Raw genomic sequence first — 18,022 nt, 5'->3', positions numbered from 1 at the left:
TGCTCGATAATTCTGAATATAAAAACATTCATCTGGCTCAATTCCTGCTTGCATTGTTTTCTTTTTAAAAGTTGTTGAGCCTAAAGCCTCCCATGCTCTTCTTTGTACTCTCAAGATAATTTTGACAAGATCGGATATAACAATTTTAGCGCGTTCGTGTTCTGGGGAAGGTGACATAATTTTTAAGCAATTTTGACTATAGGCAAGTCGCACATTGCGCTTTTCACCCAGTTCTTCTAAAATATCTTCAAACTCTTGCCAACTGAGATCGGGAATCGTAATGTTACTCCCGCTATGCAGATAAATTTTATGAATTGGAGTTAAAACTGTCATTTCCGTAAATCGCGAATAAACAATTGCAATTCTATACAATCATAAGGCAAACTTCCATCGATCGAGCAATCTGCGATCGCACTTATATCAAGAAAAGTAACAAATAATTGTTTTTTGAGCTATTTTGTGAACTTAATATGACAATCTTTATCTGTCCTGGAATTCATGCCCCAGAACTTACTGATAATTTGATTGAGAATTTAGAATTATCCCGCGATCGCCTTCTCATTCTCCCCTCAACTATTCCTCCTTATTCGGGAATTGATGTCTTAAATTTCCTTAACAAAAATAGCGATCGCATTTCTTCTCTTCTCTTCCTTGCTTTTAGTGCGGGAGTTGTTGGGGCAATATTTGCAGCTTTAGCATGGCAAAGTCAAGGAGGGAAAATTAGTGCATTTATTGCCCTTGATGGATGGGGTGTACCACTAACAGGAAATTTTCCTATTTATCGCCTCAGTCACGACTATTTTACCCATTGGAGTGCTGCATTATTAGGTTCTGGGGAGGAGAGTTTTTATGCAGATCCGGGGGTGAATCATTTAGAATTATGGCGATCGCCTAATACTGTTCGCGGTTGGAACAATACCAGACATTACAAAACTTGTTGTTCTGCTAGTGAGTTTTTATTAAAACTTTTGCAACGCTATGATTATTTGCCTCAAAGTAGTGATAAGATTGAATAAATAGAAGTTAATTGATAATGAATCAAAGCAGGAATAAACAAGTTACGGTGAGTTGTCAAATTTCCTCGACTTGGCAGGATAAGATTCAAAAAATTGCTGCCGATCGCAACACATCTCAAGCAGAAATTATTGGCGAAGCGATCGCTTTATATTTAGGAGAAGTTGGCGCAAATTCTAGCGATCGCTTGATAAAATTAGAAGGAGAAGTCGCTGTTTTCAAACAAATGTTGAGTCAGCTTAATGTCACGGTAACAAGATTGCAACAACAAGTTAATCTGGGTTCTATCCCGCGATCGCCAGTTTCCCAGCCTCGATTTGAGAATGCGATCGCAGAAGAGTTAAAAGAGATGGAGGAAGATATAGAAGATGAACCCGATGAAGTGCTTTCCGATTTTCTTGAACCCAATTAAAATACGATTTCTGCAACTAAGGTAAATACTTTTGTACGATACCCCAACCTGAAAGCGAGACAAAAATAAAGCCAAAAAAGAGAATTGAATTTGTAATCAGATGAAGCGATCGCGCTTTTTCCCATTTCCCGATCGCCAATGCACTCCCCGCAGACACTAACACCAACGTTACCACCAAAATTCCCGCGACAAGGTGGGGAGAATGTCCCAAATTGCCGTAATAGCCTAATGTGCCAATAATACCAACAGTGAGTAAAAGTAACACTAAAAATACCAAAATACTGCCGATCGCCAGGTGAAATAACCGCAAACCTTGAGGGTAAGATTGGTTTTTTAAACGCAAAATACGCATCCAAATTCCTGCGATCGCCAAAAGGAAATAAGCAGCGATCGCCAACCCCATCGACCAAGCTGCAATTTTCCAAAGCCAAAGAAAAGAAGGTAAATTCACAATCGTCTCAAAATATTTATTCTCGATTTCTTAATCATAAAATTAAGGGTTATCATCAGGACAACCCCTAACTATTTTGTAAAACTTTTGACGTTAAGCAAACCAGTTAAGCTGAGGGAAACTGACGATGATAAACTTCATCTTCCTGATTCGATACCAACTTCAAATCCGATCGCGGATAGGCATAACATAATAAAGCATATCCTTCCTCTTGTAACTCAGGAGAAAGTCCCATCACATCTTGTTCGACTTTACCTTCTAAAATCTTAGCAGCACAAGTCGTACAAACCCCAGCAGTGCAAGAAGACGGTAATTCAATTCCCTCTGCTAAAGCAACTTCCAGAATCTTTTGATCCTCTGCAACGGTGATTGTCTGGGTCGATCCTTCGTGATTAATTTAAACAGTATAGCGATTTGCCATTGCCTTTTTCCTGTAGTCTTATCGGTAGTTTGTAAATTGTAATGCGACGGGGAAATCTTCCTGTTTGAGAAACTGAATAATTTCTTGCAGATCGTCCTTAGATTTGCTAGTCACTCTGACCGAATCTCCTTGAATTGAGGCTTGAACCTTTTTAAAATTATCTCGAATTGATTTGCTAAGTTTCTTTGCTAATTCTTGACTAATTCCCTTTTTTAAGGTTATTTCCTGACGAACGCGATCGCCACTGGCGGATTCAACCTTACCATATTCAAAAATCTTTTGGGAGAGTTCTCGTTTAGCTGCTTTTTGGCGCAAAATCCCGTGAATTGCATCCAAAGTCATATCACTATCAGTATTGACAGTAATTGCCGTTTCACTCAGTTCTACCGTGCTATTGGTATCTTTAAGATCGTAACGACCTTTTATTTCTCTTTGGGTTTGATCGACTGTGTTAACCATTTCTTGATAGTCAAAATCGCTAACCACGTCAAAAGAGCAAGTCGAAGCCATAGTTTAGTAAACAGTAATCAGTAAGCAAAATCAGTTTTCCTTAAATCTTCCTTGCAAAAATAGGAGTCGCGATCGCAATTCCTCCGTCAAAGTGAGATTTAAGATTTAATCAAAATAGAAACGAGTCACAATTTTACGCTGTTCTTCTGCCTCCTCGCAAGTCTTCAATAGAGTATGACTATCGTGAAACGCAAAACAAACTAATTGCTGACAGCGTGCAATAATTTCCCGGTTGCACAAAGCACTCGCTTCCCCCAGGGAAAGGCGATCGTTTTCGGGATTTTCCACGAGATGAATCACCATTTCCAAGACTTCTCGCGACTCTCTCGGCTGACGAGATAAACTTTGGGGTAAAATCACCGTCAACAGATTGGGATCGGCATTCATAGCCCCGCGAATGGCAGCTAAATTCGTTCCCGTTGCACCAGAAGTCATCAAACGGTTGCCCCCCAACACAAGGGCATAACTCATGGTCTCAATAATTTTTTGGTGCGCGAGGGGAAGGTGACGCGAACCTAGTAGGGCAATACGTTTGGAACTGGTTTGTTGAATAGCTGCCAGTTCTTGTGCTAACGTATCGATTTCTTTTACTTCGATGGACTGACTCAAATTGGTTACTCGGTTGGAACTGGTTTGCTGACAAAATAACGCTAGTCGTCGATCGCGAGACTAGAACAGAGCAATTTTATCTTAACAGAGGACTGGAAAATTAGAGAACTGTGGCAACTTTGGCTGCTTCTTCCTGCAAAAGTCCCGTTAATAAAGAGGCTGGGGCTTGACCGTGAGGCCAAGCAAAGGCATGGCGAAAGGCGGCATCCTGACAGGCTTGCAGTTGCCGAAAATCGATAATATCGAGGGTGAGTAAATTTTCGTACTCGAAGGGCAAGCGGACGTTATGCAGCCCAGCATTATCGGTACAAATGGCAATATCCACTCCCGCTTCAAAACAGCGATCGAAGACGGTTTTCAGTTGTTTGGGGTCTTCTAGGGTGCCGGTTTTGATATAAGTGGTCGGGCAAACTTCCAAGCATTGCCCGTTGGCGGCTAATTCGGGCAATAATTCTGGGTAGTGTAGGGGAATTTGGATGCCGTGACCGATCCGCAACAAATAGGGGAGAAGTTCCGGATAACAGCCGTCGCGGGTTTCGTAGAGATGTCCTGTGGTTTTTAAGCCCCGCGATCGCGCATAACGGTACAATTGCACGAATTCATCCAGGCGATCGCCATAATGGGCATCTCCCCCCGCAACATCGATGGCACAAACATATTGGGGATAATTCACTGCCAATTCCGCGATCGCCTTATTCACCTCATAAGGCAAGCGAGAGTGCATACAGAGGATTTGGCTGGTAACGATGGGACACTCTGCCAACTGAGAAGCGCGTCCTACTGTCTCCACGATCGCCTGCATCTGGTCAATGCGATCGTTTTGGCTCAAATCCTCGGAAGTCCGAAGATAGGGCGTATAGCGCAATTCCAGGTAAGCTAAATTCTCAAAAATATACGCCCCACGAATGAGGCGATAAATAAAATAAGGAAGTGTCTCTTCGGTTTGAACTTTTTCGACGAGGGTGTGTAACTCTAAATACTCATCTAGGGTATTGCGGGGACGAGTGTAAAACCCTTCAAAGTCTGAATATTCGGGAAAGCGGGCTATTAATTCCTGATTATGACGCTGACAGTAGCGCCAAAAGATACGAGGAACCACAGATCCCCCTAGATGACGATGTAATTCTGCGTATAAAGCCATAACGTAAGATTTACAATTTGTAACTTAATTTTATTTTATCGTTTTTTCCGGTAAGTCGTACAATCCTTAATCTCAAATTCTTAGAGGCGATCGCATGGAAAACCCGCTTTTTCATTCAAATTCGGATATTACGAAAAGAATTACAATGTCATGGCAAGGGAAAAAAATGTACGCAATCATTTATTTGGTAAATCTGTTGCCATCATAAGAAAACAGTATAAACTGAGACAAGTTGATATTCAAAATTAAATTGAATAAAATGTCAACTCAATTCCCCATTCCCCCCTTGACATTTTTCCCATTGAGTCCAGATAATGGTAGTTTGTGAAAACTGTCGTATAAGAGCGAGACCCTTGGCAAACGTTATTGTTATTGGTGCCCAGTGGGGAGACGAAGGAAAAGGCAAGATTACCGATTTGTTGAGTCGATCGGCGGATGTCGTCGTGCGTTACCAAGGTGGGGTAAATGCCGGACATACTGTGGTCGTCCGCGATCGCACGTTTAAACTCCATTTAATTCCCTCGGGCATTCTTTACCCGAAAACCCAATGTATTATCGGTTCCGGCACCGTTATTGACCCAAAAGTGCTGATCGAAGAAATCGACCAACTCGAAACCTTGGGAATTTCGAGCGATAATCTCTATATCTCCCAAACAGCCCATGTAACAATGCCCTATCACCGTCTCATCGACCAAGCATCGGAAGAGAAGCGGGGAAAACACAAAATCGGTACCACCAAACGAGGGATCGGTCCAACCTACGCGGATAAATCTGAACGTGCAGGGATTCGGATTATTGACCTATTGGACACAGAAGGATTACCGAAATTGCTGAGGCGATCGGTCAAAGCCAAAAATGAAGTTTTAGAAAAACTTTACAATTTAGAGCCGCTTAATCCTGAAGATGTTATCGCACAATACTTAAAGTACGCCGATCGCCTGCGTTCTCATGTTGTCGATAGTTCTCTCAAAATCGATGAAGCCGTTAAGGGTCGCAAAAATATTTTATTTGAAGGGGCGCAAGGGACACTCTTAGATTTGGATCACGGGACTTATCCCTATGTCACCTCCTCTAACCCGATTTCTGGCGGTGCTTGCGTCGGTGCAGGAGTTGGACCGACCATCATCGATCGCGTTATCGGGGTCGCAAAAGCCTATACTACCCGTGTAGGTGAAGGTCCCTTCCCCACAGAACTACACGACGAGATCGGCACCTTATTAGGCGATCGCGGGGCGGAATTTGGCACTACCACCGGTCGCCGTCGTCGTTGCGGTTGGTTTGATGCGGTCATCGGTCGCTATGCCGTGCGGATCAATGGGTTAGACTGTCTGGCGATTACCAAACTTGACGTTTTGGATAGTTTGGAGGAAATCAAAATTTGCGTTGCTTATGACGTAGACGGAGAAAAATGCCATCATCTCCCCAGCAGCACTTCCCAGTTTGCCAAATGTCGTCCCATTTACAAAACACTACCGGGATGGAAACAATCCACAGAAGAATGTCGTAATTTAGATGATTTGCCCCAAAAAGCATTAGACTATCTCAAGTTCCTTGCTGAATTGATGGAAGTTCCTATTGCGATCGTTTCTTTGGGAGCCAGTCGCGACCAAACTATCATAGTTGAAGACCCCATTCACGGACCCAAACGTGCCTTACTGATTTAATCAATAACCAACCAATCACTAAAAACCATGTCAGTTACGATTGAATGTCAAAAAAGACCGGAAATGAGCAAGTCAAGAGCCTTGCGTAGTGAAGGTTTAATTCCTGCTAATTTATACGGCCACGATGGTGCAAACTCCGTACATCTTGTCGTTAAACGGAAGGAAGCAGAATCACTCCTACGTCATGCTGCAGCCAATAAAACCATTGTTGAGGTTAATATTCCCGATTTATCTTGGCAAGGAACAACCGTGATTAGAGAAGTACAAACTCATCCCTGGAAAGGTACGATTTATCACCTCAGTTTCTTCGCGGTTGACAAACCTGAAGACTAAATTCACAATAATTAAAGTAGAGGAGGCGTATGAGAATGCGCCTTTTTTTGGATTCTTCTTGTTTTCTATTTCTTGGGCAATATCAACCTAAATTTTGGTAAAACGCAGCAACTATGAAAAAATATAATGTCTACGGTATTGGCAATGCTCTCGTTGATATGGAATTTGAAGTTTCTCCAGCACAATTAAAGGAACTTCAAATTGATAAGGGAGTAATGACCTTAGTTGATGAATTGCGCCATTGGGATTTGGTTGATACGCTAAAAGCATTCCCGTGCAAAAAAAGTTGCGGTGGATCTGCGGCGAATACAATGGTTGCTTTAAGTCAATTGGGTAGCAAGGGATTTTATTCTTGTAAAGTGGCTGCGGATGAAACAGGCTCTTTCTTTTTAGAAGATTTATTACGCTGTGGTGTCGAGACGAATTTACAGCACCAACATCGCGAGGCTGGAATTACGGGGAAATGTTTAGTTTTTGTCACCCCTGATGCCGATCGCACCATGAATACTTTTCTAGGAATTACAGGAAATTTTTCTACGGATGAATTAGTTGCAGAAGAATTAAAAAATTCAGAGTATTTATATATTGAAGGCTATTTGATGCCCTCTCCAACAGGGAAAGAAGCAGCAATTCGCGCTCGAGAAATTGCGGAAGAAGCGGGGGTTAAAACCAGTCTTTCTTTATCAGATCCGAATATGGCTGAGTTTTTCAAAGAAGGGCTATTAGAAGTGATTGGGTCGGGTTTAGATTTCATTTTTGCCAATGAAAGTGAAGTTTTAAAACTGGCAGAAACGGATAATTTAGCGGATGGGATTGAATATCTCAAAACTCTTACCAAATGTTTTGCTGTAACTCGGGGAGGACAAGGATCTATTATTTTTGATGGTGAAAAGATGCTGGAAATTGCTCCAGTTTCCGTGGAGGCGATCGATACTGTTGGTGCAGGAGATATGTATGCGGGAGCTTTTTTACATGGTATTACTGAGGGAATGAGTTTCGCCGAAGCGGGAAATTTAGCCTCTCGTGCCGCAGCCAAAATTGTTACTCGCTTTGGTCCTCGCATGGAAACCGAGGAGTTACAATCTTTGTTAATAAGCTAATAATTTTGGGCAGAGAATATTCAACTCATCGCTTAGGTTAAAATGCGGAATATTTTCCGCGATCGCGCCATGTTATTTGGCTTGTTCTCTGTGATAACTTAGTAATAAGAAGAAAAGCAATTGGTTTCCTTCAGTGTTTATCATTTAGTGTTCATTTAGTGTTTATGTTGATAAGCGCCAATTTCAGGATAAAAAGGCGCTATTTCCTCTTTAATTTCTAAAGTTGAACTTAATTGCACTAACATCGATCGCAGGACGGGATCGGGAGAAAAACGCAAATAAGTTTCGCTAATTTCCAGAGCAACATGACGATTGCCCAAATGATAAGCAGCTTTGAGTAATCCGAGGGGAGTCTTGGCTCGAACCGTTAAAATAGGTTCGGGTTTGGCAATAATACAAACAATTTCCCCCGTTTCTGCTTGAAGAAAGTCGCCATCGCTGATAATAGTTCCTCTGGGTAGTTTCAGAACAAATACATGACCATCAGAAGTTTCCAAACGATGGCGACTGCGAGTTCTTTCTTCAGCACTAAGAGGAAGATGTAAACAATCTTGCCTCGCGATCGCGGGCTTCGTCAGACGTTGAGTTAGGGTTAGCATGAAAAATTACAGATAGAGTTACTAATTGTAACTAGCTATTGTATTGTAATTGTTTCATTGTAACTGTCTCATTGCACTTTGAATGCGTCTTTCGAGATCGACATCGCCCCCTTGAATTTGAGAAGTAATTTGATTAAAACGTTCGATCGATAGCCCGTTATCTCGCACGATTCGACGAGATTCATTGCAATAAGTTACGGCAATTTGTCTGGCATTGCCAGGAAGTCCGCTAAAGCTGGCCCCCGCATTACAAGCAATATTAGGGGGAGCATTAGGAGTGACGATTTTTTTGATGTCATTGTAAGCCGATTGACGAATGGGTTCCATGTCTAAAACGGCTCTGGCATAACTTTGAATCTCGTCATTCGTAACATTTTGAGCTTGAGCGACAGTATCGAACAAATGAGGAGCAGGACGGGTGATATCCGGCACAACACCAACACCAATAGCCGCGATCGCCAAACCCGCGATCGCTAGGGAGCGAAGGACGGGTTGGCCGATATTCTGAGACAGTTTTGCGATCGTTAACATAAATGTAAAAAAAACAAACAGGCAATGGATAAATGGTAATCTTCCTCTCCAGAGTTATTTTACGCAAGATAAGTTCCTCAGTGTCAAATTCCTTGCAACTGCTCAGAGGGATTGAAAAATTGGCGGGAGATACCGCGAGTGACGAGTAAAACCACAACCAGTTCCGCAAAAGCAACCATAAACATGATGATAATCTGATAGAGAGCGGCATCAATGGGGTCAACACCGCTTAAAACTTGACCGGTTAGGGTGCCGGGTAAAGTCACGAGTCCCACCACCATCATGCGGTTAATTAGAGGGATCAGACCGGCTCGAATGGCATCTTTGCGGTAAGAGGCGACGGCTTGTTGGGAGGTTGCACCCAAACTGAGATGGGTTTCAATTTCGATGGCGCTGCGATCGATCGCACTCGCCAAACGCTCCCCCGAAATAGCGGCGGTATTCATAGCATTACCGAGGATCATCCCCCCTAAAGGAATGAGATATTGGGGGCTGTACCAGATTTGCGGTTGAACGATCGCGATAATAATGTAGCTCAAGGTTAAAAAAAGACCGGCCAGTAAAGACCCCCAGATGATGGGGAAAAGAGGTTTATGTTGGGGGGCGATCCGGTTGTGGGTGACGATCGCCGCCACGGAGAGCATGAAAATCAGAGCAGCAAGGACAGCCCAAGGGCTATTGAGGTCAAAAATAAAGGCAAGGAGATAACCTGCTACGAGAAGTTGTACAACGGTGCGAAGGGTAGCGATCGCCATTTGTCCGGCCAGTCCCAACCGTTGCCATGCTGCTAGGGCGATGGCGATCGCCATCAAAGCCAAACCTAAAGCGACATCGAATAGATCGAGGGAAATTAAAGAATTCATGTTATGACTATTGCAATCGTTAATTTGTTAGTTAGTTTATGGATTTTGTAACATTGATCGGCTTAACAGCAGGCTCTTTAACAACTGTTGCTTTTGTCCCCCAAGTGCTAAAAACTTGGAAATCAAAGTCAACGAAAGATATTTCTCAAGGAATGTTTATCACATTTTGTACGGGGGTATTTTTATGGATTACCTATGGATTTTTAATTCACGATATTCCTGTCATTCTGACTAACATTGTGACGGGATTACTAGCTTCAACTATTTTATGGTTTAAACTGAGGTATCGATAACTGTTATGTCTTGAGAAAAGGTAAAAAGAATCACCTCATCCACAAATTTACCGATCGATACAAAATCTCTCACTCCGAACTTTTTCTGTTGTTGGCTCTTGGGTGACAAATTAGGATGTATTGTGACTTTTTCATTTTTTATCTTTGATTCTGTCCCATTTGGGCAAGCATCTTGGTAGAATTGCTTGGAGCAAAGTAATTATGTTGACGCGGTTGGAGGGAAGCAAATCTGTGGAATGTCCGAAGTGTAGAAATGCTGTCCTACTTGACAGCCAATTACCGGGGGAAATTCCGGTTAAACGCTGTTCTGAGTGTAAGGGAATGTGGCTTTCCAACAAGCCTTATCGAGAGTGGCGACACCAACAGCCTCAAAAATCAGCTACTCCAGATTTGCTTCAAGCAAAAACAGATTTAGGCTTTACGCCCTCTCCCGTAGATAGTAGAGCCGGATTATGTCCGGAATGCAGCCGCTATCTATCTCGTGCCAAGGTTAAGTACAAACAGCCCTTTTTTCTCGAACGCTGCCCAGAATGCGAAGGTTTCTGGTGCGATGAAGGAGAATGGGAATTATTAAGCACTTTAGGATTAAATAGTTCTCTGGAACAGTTTTTCGATCGCCAATGGCAAATGCAAATGCGAGAACAAGAATATGTCGCAACTGAACGTCAAACTCTAATTGATAAGTTAGGTGAGGAGTTTGCATCTGAAATTTTTTCACTCAGCGATCGCCTACTCAAACACCCCAATGGTGATTACGGTCTTGCTTATCTAATGCGAAAAACCGTCAATAAAATGGATGTCAAAGAAGTCCAGAAATTTAAAGATGGACAACTCTATCAATAATCAGGAGAGATAAGCTAGATTTTCCCTCAAAATAATCCTTTCCCCCACTATCAACTATCAACTATCAACTATCAACTATCAACTATCAACTATCAACTATCAACTATCAACTATCAACTACCATAATGCCCGATCTCTTGCGTGTCGAAAATTTAAGAGTTGCTTATCACAATCGTCAGCCTCAAGAAACGATTGATTGGGCGGTGGATGATGTTTCATTTTCCCTCAATGCGGGGGAGAGATTGGGATTTGTGGGAGAATCTGGGTGCGGAAAATCAACCTTGGGACGCGCTTCTATGCGTTTATTACCTTCTGCAACTCGTATTGAAGGAAAAGTGAGTTTTGAGGGGAAATCGGTTTTCGATCTCAACCCGTTACAGTTGCGGCAATTTCGCGGAGAAGCGGTTGCATTAGTATTTCAAGACCCCATGACTCGCCTCGATCCCCTCATGACTATTGGGGATCACTGTCTCGAAACTTTGCTCTCTCATCAATTCCAACTGTCTAAAAAAGAAGCCAAAGATAAAGCGATCGCCATCCTGGAAGGGGTGAGAATTCCCAGCGATCGCTGGTCCCAATATCCCCATGAATTTAGCGGTGGAATGCGCCAGCGCGTGGCTATTGCCCTCGCCCTTCTCCTCGATCCTAAACTCATTGTTGCCGATGAACCCACTACCAGTTTAGATGTTACAGTAGCTGCGGAAATTCTCCAAGAACTTACCCGCTTGTGTCGAGAGAGAGATTTGGCACTGTTGTTGATTTCTCACGATTTGGCGATGGTAGGGGAATATTGCGATCGCGTGGCGGTGATGTACCAAGGAAAAATGGTAGAGACGGGAAACACGCAAGCGATTTTGTCTAATCCTCAACACCATTACACGCGATCGCTCCTCGCGGCGGCGTTACATATACAAGTTACAGATGAAGAAGAACAAGAAATAAAACATAATAGAGCAGTACAAAATCCTGTTAAAAATTCTCCGTTACTGGAAGTTAAAGATTTAAAACAGCATTACGTCCTTGAAAATAGTTTTCTGCAACAGCTTTTTTCTCAGGAAGCGGCCAAAACAATTAAAGCCGTCGATGAGGTCGATTTTACCCTTTATCGCGGCGAAATTCTCGGCTTAGTAGGAGAGTCTGGTTGTGGCAAAAGTACCCTTTCTCGCACCATTCTCCAATTAGTTGCACCTACTTCTGGCAGCGTGAAATGGCACGGACAAGAGATATCTCATTTGAAAACCGCCGATTTTCGCCTCCTGCGCCGTCAAATGCAAATGATTTTTCAAGACCCCCTCGCTTGTTTGAACCCTTTGATGAAAGTGGGAGAGGCGATCGCGGATCCTTTATTCATTCACCAACTCGCCACCCCCTCCGAAGCACGTCAAAAAGTGGAAGCAATGCTAGAGAGGGTTGGGTTAACGCCAGTAGAAGAATATTATCGCCGTTACCCTCGGGAATTATCGGGAGGACAGCAACAGCGCGTCGCGATCGCCCGCGCTTTGGTCGTACAACCGGAATTATTAATCTGCGATGAACCGGTGAGTATGTTAGATGCCAGCGTACAAACTCAAGTTCTTGACTTAATGCGAGAATTAAAAGACGAGTTCGATCTAACTTATCTTTTTATCACTCACGATCTTTGGGTAGCTCGATTTTTATGCGATCGCATTGCCGTCATGAATGCAGGGAAAATTGTGGAAATTGGCGAAACCGAGCAGATTTTTACCGATCCTCAACATCCCTACACCCAAACTCTTTTAAGCGCTGCTCCTTTATTGGATACTCAATCCCCTAAAATTGCCCTCTAAACCCCTAGCTGGGTAAATTTTCTTAACGAAGTTGCTCGACCCAATCGTGTAAATTATTAGCATTGAGTCGATAACTGAGAGGATGCGCGATCGCCCGAGCGCTACTCTGAAAAAGAACGGCAATTTCCACCAAACCATTTTCTTGCAAAGTTCGTCCCGTGGAGACCAGATCCACGATCGCCTCAGACATTCCCGTAATGGGACCGAGTTCCACAGAGCCGTAAAGAGGAATAATTTCTACAGGTAAGTCTAATTGATGAAAATACTCTCGAGCGCAATGCACGAATTTTGAAGCAACGCGACCGTGAGGAGGAAGTTCTAAAGGCTGTTTATAAGTGTTGGCGGGAACAGCAACGGACATACGACAGTGACCGAACTGGAGATCGACAAGTTCCGCAACTTCTGCGGTTTTTTCTCGCAAAACATCGTAACCTACTATCCCTAATTGTGCCTGACCGTATTCGACGTAAACGGGGACATCTTGAGCTCGAACCAGTAGCGCTTTTGCTGTTCCTGTGGGGTCTTCGATTTGTAATTGGCGATTTTTGGAATCTAAAAAAGCACTGAAATCTAAACCAATTTTTTTAAAGCGAGCAATGCTATCTTTTAAAAGAGCGCCTTTGGGTAATGCAACGGTAATCATCGATCGTGGGTAATGGGTAATAAGGAATGGATAAGCGAATGCAAATTTTGTTAGTGGATGACGAAATGGAATTAACCGAACCTTTGCGTCAAGTTCTTCTCTTAGAAGGCTATGAGGTAGACACGGCGAATGAGGGCATTGTCGGAATGCAGTTAGCAATGCAGAACAGTTATGACCTTTTGATTTTAGACTGGATGATGCCGCAAAAGTCAGGTTTAGAAATTTGTCGGGAACTGCGATCGCACTCTCAAACTCCTCCAGTCTTATTTCTCACGGCTAAAGATACCCTAGACGATCGCGTACTGGGATTGGATGCAGGGGCGGATGATTACCTCGTCAAACCCTTCGAGTTGCGAGAATTATTAGCACGAGTGCGAGCTTTATTGAGGCGATCGTCTCAATTAGAGCTTGCTGCTAACTCCCACCTGAAGGTCGCAGATCTCGAACTCGATCGCAAAAATCAAATCGCCTATCGCGGCGATCGCGCTATCTCCCTCTCAGAAAAAGAAGCAAAATTGTTATTATATTTCATGCAGAATACCGGACAATTGCTCACCCACCAGCAAATCTTTCAATTTCTATGGCGTGGGGAAGAGCAACCCAATAGCAACGTTTTAGCCGCCTTAGTTCGCCTCTTACGGCGCAAAATTGAAGCCAAAGGAGAAAGTACATTAATTCATACTATTTATGGCAAAGGATATCGCTTTGGACTGTGAATAATATCAAATCCGGAAATAATATCAAATCCGGTTAATGAGTATAACAAGCGGGCAAGATGCCCGCACTACTGTAATAATTGAATATTATCGTAGTGGGAGCGTCTCGCTCCCTAGGTTTTTTATTACGGTTAATTTTCCGGATTTGATATAATCACTGCCCCGCTCTCAACTATCAACTCTCAACTCTCAACTCTCAACTATCAACTCTCAACTATCAACTATCAACTCTCAACTCTCAACTCTCAACTATCAACTATCAACTCTCAACTATCAACTATCAAACAGTGTCTCTCAATCCCAAAATTGCCCAATTTTTAGAAGAAACTCGCATTTTGCCGACTCTCGATCGACTTTCTCCCCAACAAGCACGAGAAATGTTCGATGGATTTGGCCAAGCAGCAGCTAAATTTGTTCCTGAAGGGGTTTGCATCAGCGATCGCACGATTCCTGTAGCTATCAACTATAAACTTCCTCTTCGCATTTATACTCCCGAAAGCCAAAAAAAATCCTTGCCAATTTTAATGTTTTTTCATGGTGGAGGCTGGGTTTTAGGTATTTTAGAGAGCTTCGATCGCCTCTGTTCTTTTTTGGCAAAAGAAGCCGAATGCTTAGTCATTTCTGTAGACTATCGCCGCGCCCCAGATTTTAAGTTTCCCACCGCCGCCGAAGATGCTTATAATGCTACACTTTGGGCGAGTCAAAATGGCGCAGAATTAGGGAGCGATCCTGACAGAATTGCTGTAGCGGGAGACAGTGCAGGGGGAAATTTAGCCGCAGTTGTGACACTAATGGCACGCGATCGCAAGATACCGAAATTAAGCCACCAACTGCTCATTTATCCCGTGATGAATTACGGATTTGATACGCCTTCCTATCGCAAATTTAGCGACGGATATGGATTGACTCGCGAGGAAATGAAATGGTGTTGGTCTCATTATCTCTCCCATTCAGAAGAGGGTCAAAATGCTTATGCTTCGCCACTGCAAGCAGAAACTCTTGCCAATTTACCCCCCGCGCGAGTGTTAATTTCTGAATATGACGTGCTGCGATCGGAAGCAGATGCTTATTGCGATCGCCTAGAAGCAGATGGAGTTAAAGTCATGCGCCAATTTTGTCCAGGTTTAATTCATGGATTTTTAGGTAATCCGAATTTGTGGGAAATTTCCGAAGTGGTTTTAAGAGAAATTGCTGTAGATTTACAAAAAGTTTTGGCAGAAGCCTAAATATCTTGGGCAAATATTTTTGTTAGTTTGGTATTGGGGTTTACATTACCTAGCAACAAGTCCGATAGATTTTTCTCAATCTTAGTAGCTGGTGACGATGCACTCGATCTTCTAAAGTGGAAATCCCTCAATATTTTGCGAAAATCGCACTGCAAATTGCGTTTGGTATGGTCATTAATGTTTCTGCTCTCATCGATGGTTACACCCAAGGCTTCTTTCTCATGGCGGATGATAAGGGGGATTTGGGATGGTATTCAAGCGATCGACGCGCTCTTATTCCCCTAGACAATCGCTTTCGCTATCCTAAATCTCTGCGTCGCACTCTCAATCAAAATCGTTTTTCCGTGGCGATCGATCGCGATTTTCGGACAGTCTGCGAGGGGTGTGCCGATCGCGAAACAACTTGGATTTCCGACCAACTCAAGGAGATTTATTGGGAATTGCATTTAGCGGGATGCGCTCACAGTTTTGAGACTTGGGAGGGAGACGAACTGGCTGGGGGTATTTTAGGATTGGTGATTAAAGGCGCATTTATTGGCGAGTCGATGTTTTATCGCATTCCCGAGGGGTCAAAAGTTGCCATGGTGAAATTAGTCGAGCATTTGCGATCGCGCGATTTTGTTCTCTTTGATGCTCAATTACAGAATCCCCATTTGGCTCGATTTGGTGCTTATGAGGTGAGTAGTAATGAATATAATGCTCTTTTTAGTAAGGCGATCGCAAAAACTTGTCGGTTTGTTTGAGAAGAGGGAATCGGGAACATTAGTGAGGTGAGCATGGCGATCGGCGTGATGCGCCCATTGAAAGCATTTGGGGATAAAGTTCTCGATCTGACTCCAGATAGATTTGCGAATTTTGCCATTGTCGGCGATCGCTTCGTTGACCACATCCCAAGCAGTGCAGACATCTTTATAGCGATACAAAAAGCGATTGAAATTGCTAAGGAATTATTGGATATTTTGGATGAGGAAATGATTAGCCAGAAAACAGGATTGAGTCTTGAGGAGGTACAAAAATTAAAACAGGAAATTGTTGTGAAATATGATAAAATATTCGGAGATTAGATTATGGCAGACAAAAATATGCAGGAGAGTATTCAGATTCAAGGGCATTTCGGACCGATACGGGCTGTCAATTCTCCTCTTACTCTAGAAATATCGCCTCTGACAGTTTTTATTGGACCACAAGGAACAGGTAAATCTTTAGTTAGCCAATTGTTATATTTCTTCCGTGATGCTCAATACTTAATTTCTAACTATTCAAAACAAGAAACACCAGAGATAAGTGTCAAAAAAGTAATTGAGGGCATTCGTTCCGGGGAATTGAGTGAAAGGACATTTGCATCTTTTGTTATGACAAAAGAAGGAGTAGAAATTCAATATTCAAAACAAGATGCCATAAAACAGAATTGCGATCGCATCATAACCCTTTATGAAAATAATCGAATTAGACCAATCCAGGAGTTCAGGAAGGAAATTCAGGAATGGTTGGAGAAGGTAACAAGCGATCCCTCAGTGTTAGGAGGAATTACGTCTAATGCTCTATTTATTCCCGCAGAACGCTCTTTTTTTTCACGGTTAATAAACTCCGATCCGGCTTCTCTGGGAGGACGAGAACTCCCCATAACAATGCGTGAGTTTACAAAAGCGCTATTCAAAGCAGCAAATACACATCAAAAATGGCAAGAACAATCTCAAGATAAACCATTAGAAGTGAATGAAATCGATGGTATGATTACGCATGAACTAGGAGGATATGCAGTTTTTTCTAAAGGTCTTTATGCTCGAAAATGGCAATGGATGCCAGATCAAAGCGATCGTCCAATTGAAATTGAGATGGCATCTTCCGGACAGATGGAAACGTGGCCAATGGTTTCCATTTCTCAAGCAATGTTTGGCTGGGAAACCTCGCAAAGACCCCTATTCATACACATTGAAGAACCAGAAACTCATCTCCATCCTTCTGCTCAAATTGCCATCGCACAATTATTGGCGTATTTAAGAAATAAAGGATTTCGACTTGTTATTACAACTCACTCAATATTCATTTTATATGTTTTGAATAATTTGATTTTAGCTGCTCAAAATTTACCTCAAGAAAAATTTAAAAATCTTCCAGATCCTTCACAACGCTTAACATCTAATCAACTCTCAGCTTATTTATTTTCAGATGGTACAGCTATTTCAATTCGAGATGATAAATCGGGAGAGTTAGATGAAAGCAAACTTTCAAGTGTACTAGGCGATCTTGAGGTACAGTATAATCAAATTCAAGCCTATGATATATTATGGGAATAAACTCTAATGCCTTTACCTTGTACGGATATTAGCTTACCTGATATTCAAACAATTCCAACTCAACCTTCTCCAAGCTCTTTAGATGACTTTTGTCTAATACTTCAGCCACTGGATGTAGAAAGTGTGGATGTAGAAAATGAAGTTTTGCTTTATGAGACCATAGCTGACAAAAATGGCAAGGATCTCAAATACTGGGCTATTCTTGAGGCTGATGAGTCTCCAATTGCGGTATGCGAACTAGAAAAATATGCAGACTATGCAGCTAAAAAAGCTCAGTGGTCAGGAAAAAGAGCAGATTATTTAATCATTGGATCTCATCAGAGTGATTGTTACCTTGTTGTGGTTGAACTACGTCATGTCTTAGTAAAAGAAGAACAAGAGGATAAAAAATTTGAGCAGTTACGCAAATCTATTGAACAAATCATTCAATATCGAGAAGTAATCAGAAATTCCCAATCATTAGAACAAGTTTATCATGATCCAGATTCTTACAAAATACTTGGAGTTATAATTGCTCCGGCTAATACAAAAAAATTTAACCGTAGAGA

Annotated in this window: 25 protein-coding genes; 14 read left to right on the top strand and 11 right to left on the bottom strand. The window is 42.4% G+C overall.

Translation table 11 applies throughout. The annotated features are described in order from the left end of the window. Window positions 1–333, bottom strand: a 333-nt coding sequence (locus VB714_RS18815) for a Uma2 family endonuclease (protein WP_323226197.1), incomplete at its 3' end; no start/stop codon positions are given. Between the two features lie 137 nt (window positions 334–470). On the opposite strand from VB714_RS18815, the gene VB714_RS18810 reads away from it, so the two are divergent. Together VB714_RS18810 and VB714_RS18805 are read left to right on the top strand one after the other, a co-directional pair. Further along, window positions 471–1,016: a hypothetical protein gene (locus VB714_RS18810; RefSeq protein ID WP_323226196.1), complete on the top strand. Its 546-nt coding sequence runs from the start codon at window positions 471–473 to the stop codon at window positions 1,014–1,016. Between the two features lie 17 nt (window positions 1,017–1,033). Then, the gene (locus tag VB714_RS18805; RefSeq protein ID WP_323226195.1) at window positions 1,034–1,426 is read left to right on the top strand and encodes a hypothetical protein; all 393 of its coding nucleotides are present in this window, start codon (window positions 1,034–1,036) and stop codon (window positions 1,424–1,426) included. A 16-nt stretch (window positions 1,427–1,442) separates the two neighbouring features. Here VB714_RS18805 and VB714_RS18800 read toward each other — a convergent pair whose 3' ends face one another. The 5 genes from VB714_RS18800 to VB714_RS18780 form a co-directional block, all read right to left on the bottom strand. After that, window positions 1,443–1,877 (bottom strand): DUF4079 domain-containing protein, encoded by a 435-nt coding sequence (locus VB714_RS18800; RefSeq protein ID WP_323226194.1) that lies wholly within the window; start codon window positions 1,875–1,877, stop codon window positions 1,443–1,445. Between the two features lie 106 nt (window positions 1,878–1,983). Then, entirely contained in the window at window positions 1,984–2,274 is a 291-nt protein-coding gene (locus VB714_RS18795; RefSeq protein WP_323226198.1) for a 2Fe-2S iron-sulfur cluster-binding protein, read from the bottom strand. A 42-nt stretch (window positions 2,275–2,316) separates the two neighbouring features. After that, entirely contained in the window at window positions 2,317–2,808 is a 492-nt protein-coding gene (locus VB714_RS18790) for a YajQ family cyclic di-GMP-binding protein (RefSeq protein WP_204104290.1), read from the bottom strand. 105 nt (window positions 2,809–2,913) lie between these two features. Continuing rightward, window positions 2,914–3,417: a DNA recombination-mediator protein A gene (locus VB714_RS18785; RefSeq protein WP_323226193.1), complete on the bottom strand. Its 504-nt coding sequence runs from the start codon at window positions 3,415–3,417 to the stop codon at window positions 2,914–2,916. Window positions 3,418–3,517: 100 nt separating this feature from the next. After that, window positions 3,518–4,558, bottom strand: coding sequence for an adenosine deaminase (locus VB714_RS18780; RefSeq protein ID WP_323226192.1), 1,041 nt, complete (start codon window positions 4,556–4,558; stop codon window positions 3,518–3,520). A 353-nt stretch (window positions 4,559–4,911) separates the two neighbouring features. On the opposite strand from VB714_RS18780, the gene VB714_RS18775 reads away from it, so the two are divergent. From VB714_RS18775 to VB714_RS18765, 3 genes are all read left to right on the top strand, one after another. Next, window positions 4,912–6,222: an adenylosuccinate synthase gene (locus VB714_RS18775; RefSeq protein WP_323226190.1), complete on the top strand. Its 1,311-nt coding sequence runs from the start codon at window positions 4,912–4,914 to the stop codon at window positions 6,220–6,222. 27 nt (window positions 6,223–6,249) lie between these two features. After that, on the top strand, window positions 6,250–6,555 hold the full coding sequence (gene rplY, locus VB714_RS18770) for a 50S ribosomal protein L25 (protein WP_323226189.1): 306 nt from the start codon (window positions 6,250–6,252) through the stop codon (window positions 6,553–6,555). A gap of 113 nt (window positions 6,556–6,668) precedes the next feature. Further along, entirely contained in the window at window positions 6,669–7,655 is a 987-nt protein-coding gene (locus tag VB714_RS18765) for an adenosine kinase (RefSeq protein ID WP_323226188.1), read from the top strand. A gap of 155 nt (window positions 7,656–7,810) precedes the next feature. Here the strand turns inward: VB714_RS18765 and ureE are convergent, their stop codons facing one another. The 3 genes from ureE to VB714_RS18750 form a co-directional block, all read right to left on the bottom strand. Continuing rightward, complete coding sequence (gene ureE, locus VB714_RS18760; protein ID WP_323226187.1) at window positions 7,811–8,254, bottom strand: urease accessory protein UreE; 444 nt, start codon at window positions 8,252–8,254, stop codon at window positions 7,811–7,813. Window positions 8,255–8,308: 54 nt separating this feature from the next. Further along, on the bottom strand, window positions 8,309–8,785 hold the full coding sequence (locus VB714_RS18755; protein WP_323226186.1) for a DUF4168 domain-containing protein: 477 nt from the start codon (window positions 8,783–8,785) through the stop codon (window positions 8,309–8,311). Between the two features lie 83 nt (window positions 8,786–8,868). After that, the gene (locus VB714_RS18750) at window positions 8,869–9,648 is read right to left on the bottom strand and encodes an ABC transporter permease (protein ID WP_323226185.1); all 780 of its coding nucleotides are present in this window, start codon (window positions 9,646–9,648) and stop codon (window positions 8,869–8,871) included. A 38-nt stretch (window positions 9,649–9,686) separates the two neighbouring features. On the opposite strand from VB714_RS18750, the gene VB714_RS18745 reads away from it, so the two are divergent. The 3 genes from VB714_RS18745 (at window position 9,687) to VB714_RS18735 (ending at window position 12,592) form a co-directional block, all read left to right on the top strand. Continuing rightward, the gene (locus VB714_RS18745) at window positions 9,687–9,941 is read left to right on the top strand and encodes a SemiSWEET transporter (RefSeq protein ID WP_323226184.1); all 255 of its coding nucleotides are present in this window, start codon (window positions 9,687–9,689) and stop codon (window positions 9,939–9,941) included. Between the two features lie 201 nt (window positions 9,942–10,142). Then, window positions 10,143–10,784 carry a zf-TFIIB domain-containing protein gene (locus VB714_RS18740; protein ID WP_323226183.1) on the top strand — a complete coding sequence of 214 codons (642 nt, stop codon included), beginning with the start codon at window positions 10,143–10,145 and terminating at the stop codon, window positions 10,782–10,784. Between the two features lie 125 nt (window positions 10,785–10,909). Further along, the gene (locus tag VB714_RS18735; RefSeq protein WP_323226182.1) at window positions 10,910–12,592 is read left to right on the top strand and encodes an ABC transporter ATP-binding protein; all 1,683 of its coding nucleotides are present in this window, start codon (window positions 10,910–10,912) and stop codon (window positions 12,590–12,592) included. Between the two features lie 22 nt (window positions 12,593–12,614). Here VB714_RS18735 and hisG read toward each other — a convergent pair whose 3' ends face one another. Beyond that, complete coding sequence (gene hisG, locus VB714_RS18730; RefSeq protein WP_323226181.1) at window positions 12,615–13,235, bottom strand: ATP phosphoribosyltransferase; 621 nt, start codon at window positions 13,233–13,235, stop codon at window positions 12,615–12,617. A 38-nt stretch (window positions 13,236–13,273) separates the two neighbouring features. On the opposite strand from hisG, the gene rppA reads away from it, so the two are divergent. The 3 genes from rppA (at window position 13,274) to aat (ending at window position 15,920) form a co-directional block, all read left to right on the top strand. Then, on the top strand, window positions 13,274–13,951 hold the full coding sequence (gene rppA, locus VB714_RS18725) for a two-component system response regulator RppA (RefSeq protein ID WP_323226180.1): 678 nt from the start codon (window positions 13,274–13,276) through the stop codon (window positions 13,949–13,951). 287 nt (window positions 13,952–14,238) lie between these two features. Then, window positions 14,239–15,177, top strand: a complete 939-nt coding sequence (locus VB714_RS18720) for an alpha/beta hydrolase (RefSeq protein WP_323226179.1) — start codon at window positions 14,239–14,241, stop codon at window positions 15,175–15,177. Window positions 15,178–15,344: 167 nt separating this feature from the next. Further along, complete coding sequence (aat, locus tag VB714_RS18715; RefSeq protein WP_416309738.1) at window positions 15,345–15,920, top strand: leucyl/phenylalanyl-tRNA--protein transferase; 576 nt, start codon at window positions 15,345–15,347, stop codon at window positions 15,918–15,920. Here aat and VB714_RS27525 read toward each other — a convergent pair. Further along, window positions 15,816–16,064, bottom strand: a complete 249-nt coding sequence (locus tag VB714_RS27525) for an endo-1,4-beta-xylanase (protein ID WP_416309737.1) — start codon at window positions 16,062–16,064, stop codon at window positions 15,816–15,818. The genes aat and VB714_RS27525 overlap by 105 nt on opposite strands. Here VB714_RS27525 and VB714_RS18710 point away from each other — a divergent pair. The 3 genes from VB714_RS18710 to VB714_RS18700 all read left to right on the top strand — a co-directional run. Further along, on the top strand, window positions 15,954–16,241 hold the full coding sequence (locus VB714_RS18710) for a hypothetical protein (RefSeq protein WP_323226177.1): 288 nt from the start codon (window positions 15,954–15,956) through the stop codon (window positions 16,239–16,241). The two genes, VB714_RS27525 and VB714_RS18710, sit on opposite strands and share 111 nt — an antisense overlap. Window positions 16,242–16,244: 3 nt before the next feature. Then, entirely contained in the window at window positions 16,245–17,474 is a 1,230-nt protein-coding gene (locus VB714_RS18705) for an AAA family ATPase (RefSeq protein WP_323226176.1), read from the top strand. Window positions 17,475–17,480: 6 nt separating this feature from the next. Beyond that, window positions 17,481–18,022: hypothetical protein (locus tag VB714_RS18700; protein ID WP_323226175.1), on the top strand; the 542-nt coding region annotated here is incomplete at its 3' end.

This window comes from Spirulina sp. 06S082 (assembly GCF_034932145.1).
Taxonomy (GTDB): Bacteria; Cyanobacteriota; Cyanobacteriia; order Cyanobacteriales; family Spirulinaceae; genus CCY15215.
This window is presented reverse-complemented; position numbering and strand designations above follow the sequence as displayed.

What these genes read in the sequence shown, in the direction of transcription:
- VB714_RS18810 (WP_323226196.1), top strand. Translation starts at nt 471, where the DNA reads ATGACAATCTTTATCTGTCCTGGAATTCATGCCCCAGAACTTACTGAT.
- VB714_RS18805 (WP_323226195.1), top strand. Translation starts at nt 1,034, where the DNA reads ATGAATCAAAGCAGGAATAAACAAGTTACGGTGAGTTGTCAAATTTCC.
- VB714_RS18790 (WP_204104290.1), bottom strand. Translation starts at nt 2,808, where the DNA reads ATGGCTTCGACTTGCTCTTTTGACGTGGTTAGCGATTTTGACTATCAA.
- VB714_RS18780 (WP_323226192.1), bottom strand. Translation starts at nt 4,558, where the DNA reads ATGGCTTTATACGCAGAATTACATCGTCATCTAGGGGGATCTGTGGTT.
- rplY (WP_323226189.1), top strand. Translation starts at nt 6,250, where the DNA reads ATGTCAGTTACGATTGAATGTCAAAAAAGACCGGAAATGAGCAAGTCA.
- VB714_RS18765 (WP_323226188.1), top strand. Translation starts at nt 6,669, where the DNA reads ATGAAAAAATATAATGTCTACGGTATTGGCAATGCTCTCGTTGATATG.
- ureE (WP_323226187.1), bottom strand. Translation starts at nt 8,254, where the DNA reads ATGCTAACCCTAACTCAACGTCTGACGAAGCCCGCGATCGCGAGGCAA.
- VB714_RS18755 (WP_323226186.1), bottom strand. Translation starts at nt 8,785, where the DNA reads ATGTTAACGATCGCAAAACTGTCTCAGAATATCGGCCAACCCGTCCTT.
- VB714_RS18750 (WP_323226185.1), bottom strand. Translation starts at nt 9,648, where the DNA reads ATGAATTCTTTAATTTCCCTCGATCTATTCGATGTCGCTTTAGGTTTG.
- VB714_RS18745 (WP_323226184.1), top strand. Translation starts at nt 9,687, where the DNA reads ATGGATTTTGTAACATTGATCGGCTTAACAGCAGGCTCTTTAACAACT.
- VB714_RS18740 (WP_323226183.1), top strand. Translation starts at nt 10,143, where the DNA reads ATGTTGACGCGGTTGGAGGGAAGCAAATCTGTGGAATGTCCGAAGTGT.
- VB714_RS18735 (WP_323226182.1), top strand. Translation starts at nt 10,910, where the DNA reads ATGCCCGATCTCTTGCGTGTCGAAAATTTAAGAGTTGCTTATCACAAT.
- hisG (WP_323226181.1), bottom strand. Translation starts at nt 13,235, where the DNA reads ATGATTACCGTTGCATTACCCAAAGGCGCTCTTTTAAAAGATAGCATT.
- rppA (WP_323226180.1), top strand. Translation starts at nt 13,274, where the DNA reads ATGCAAATTTTGTTAGTGGATGACGAAATGGAATTAACCGAACCTTTG.
- aat (WP_416309738.1), top strand. Translation starts at nt 15,345, where the DNA reads ATGGTCATTAATGTTTCTGCTCTCATCGATGGTTACACCCAAGGCTTC.
- VB714_RS18710 (WP_323226177.1), top strand. Translation starts at nt 15,954, where the DNA reads ATGGCGATCGGCGTGATGCGCCCATTGAAAGCATTTGGGGATAAAGTT.
- VB714_RS18705 (WP_323226176.1), top strand. Translation starts at nt 16,245, where the DNA reads ATGGCAGACAAAAATATGCAGGAGAGTATTCAGATTCAAGGGCATTTC.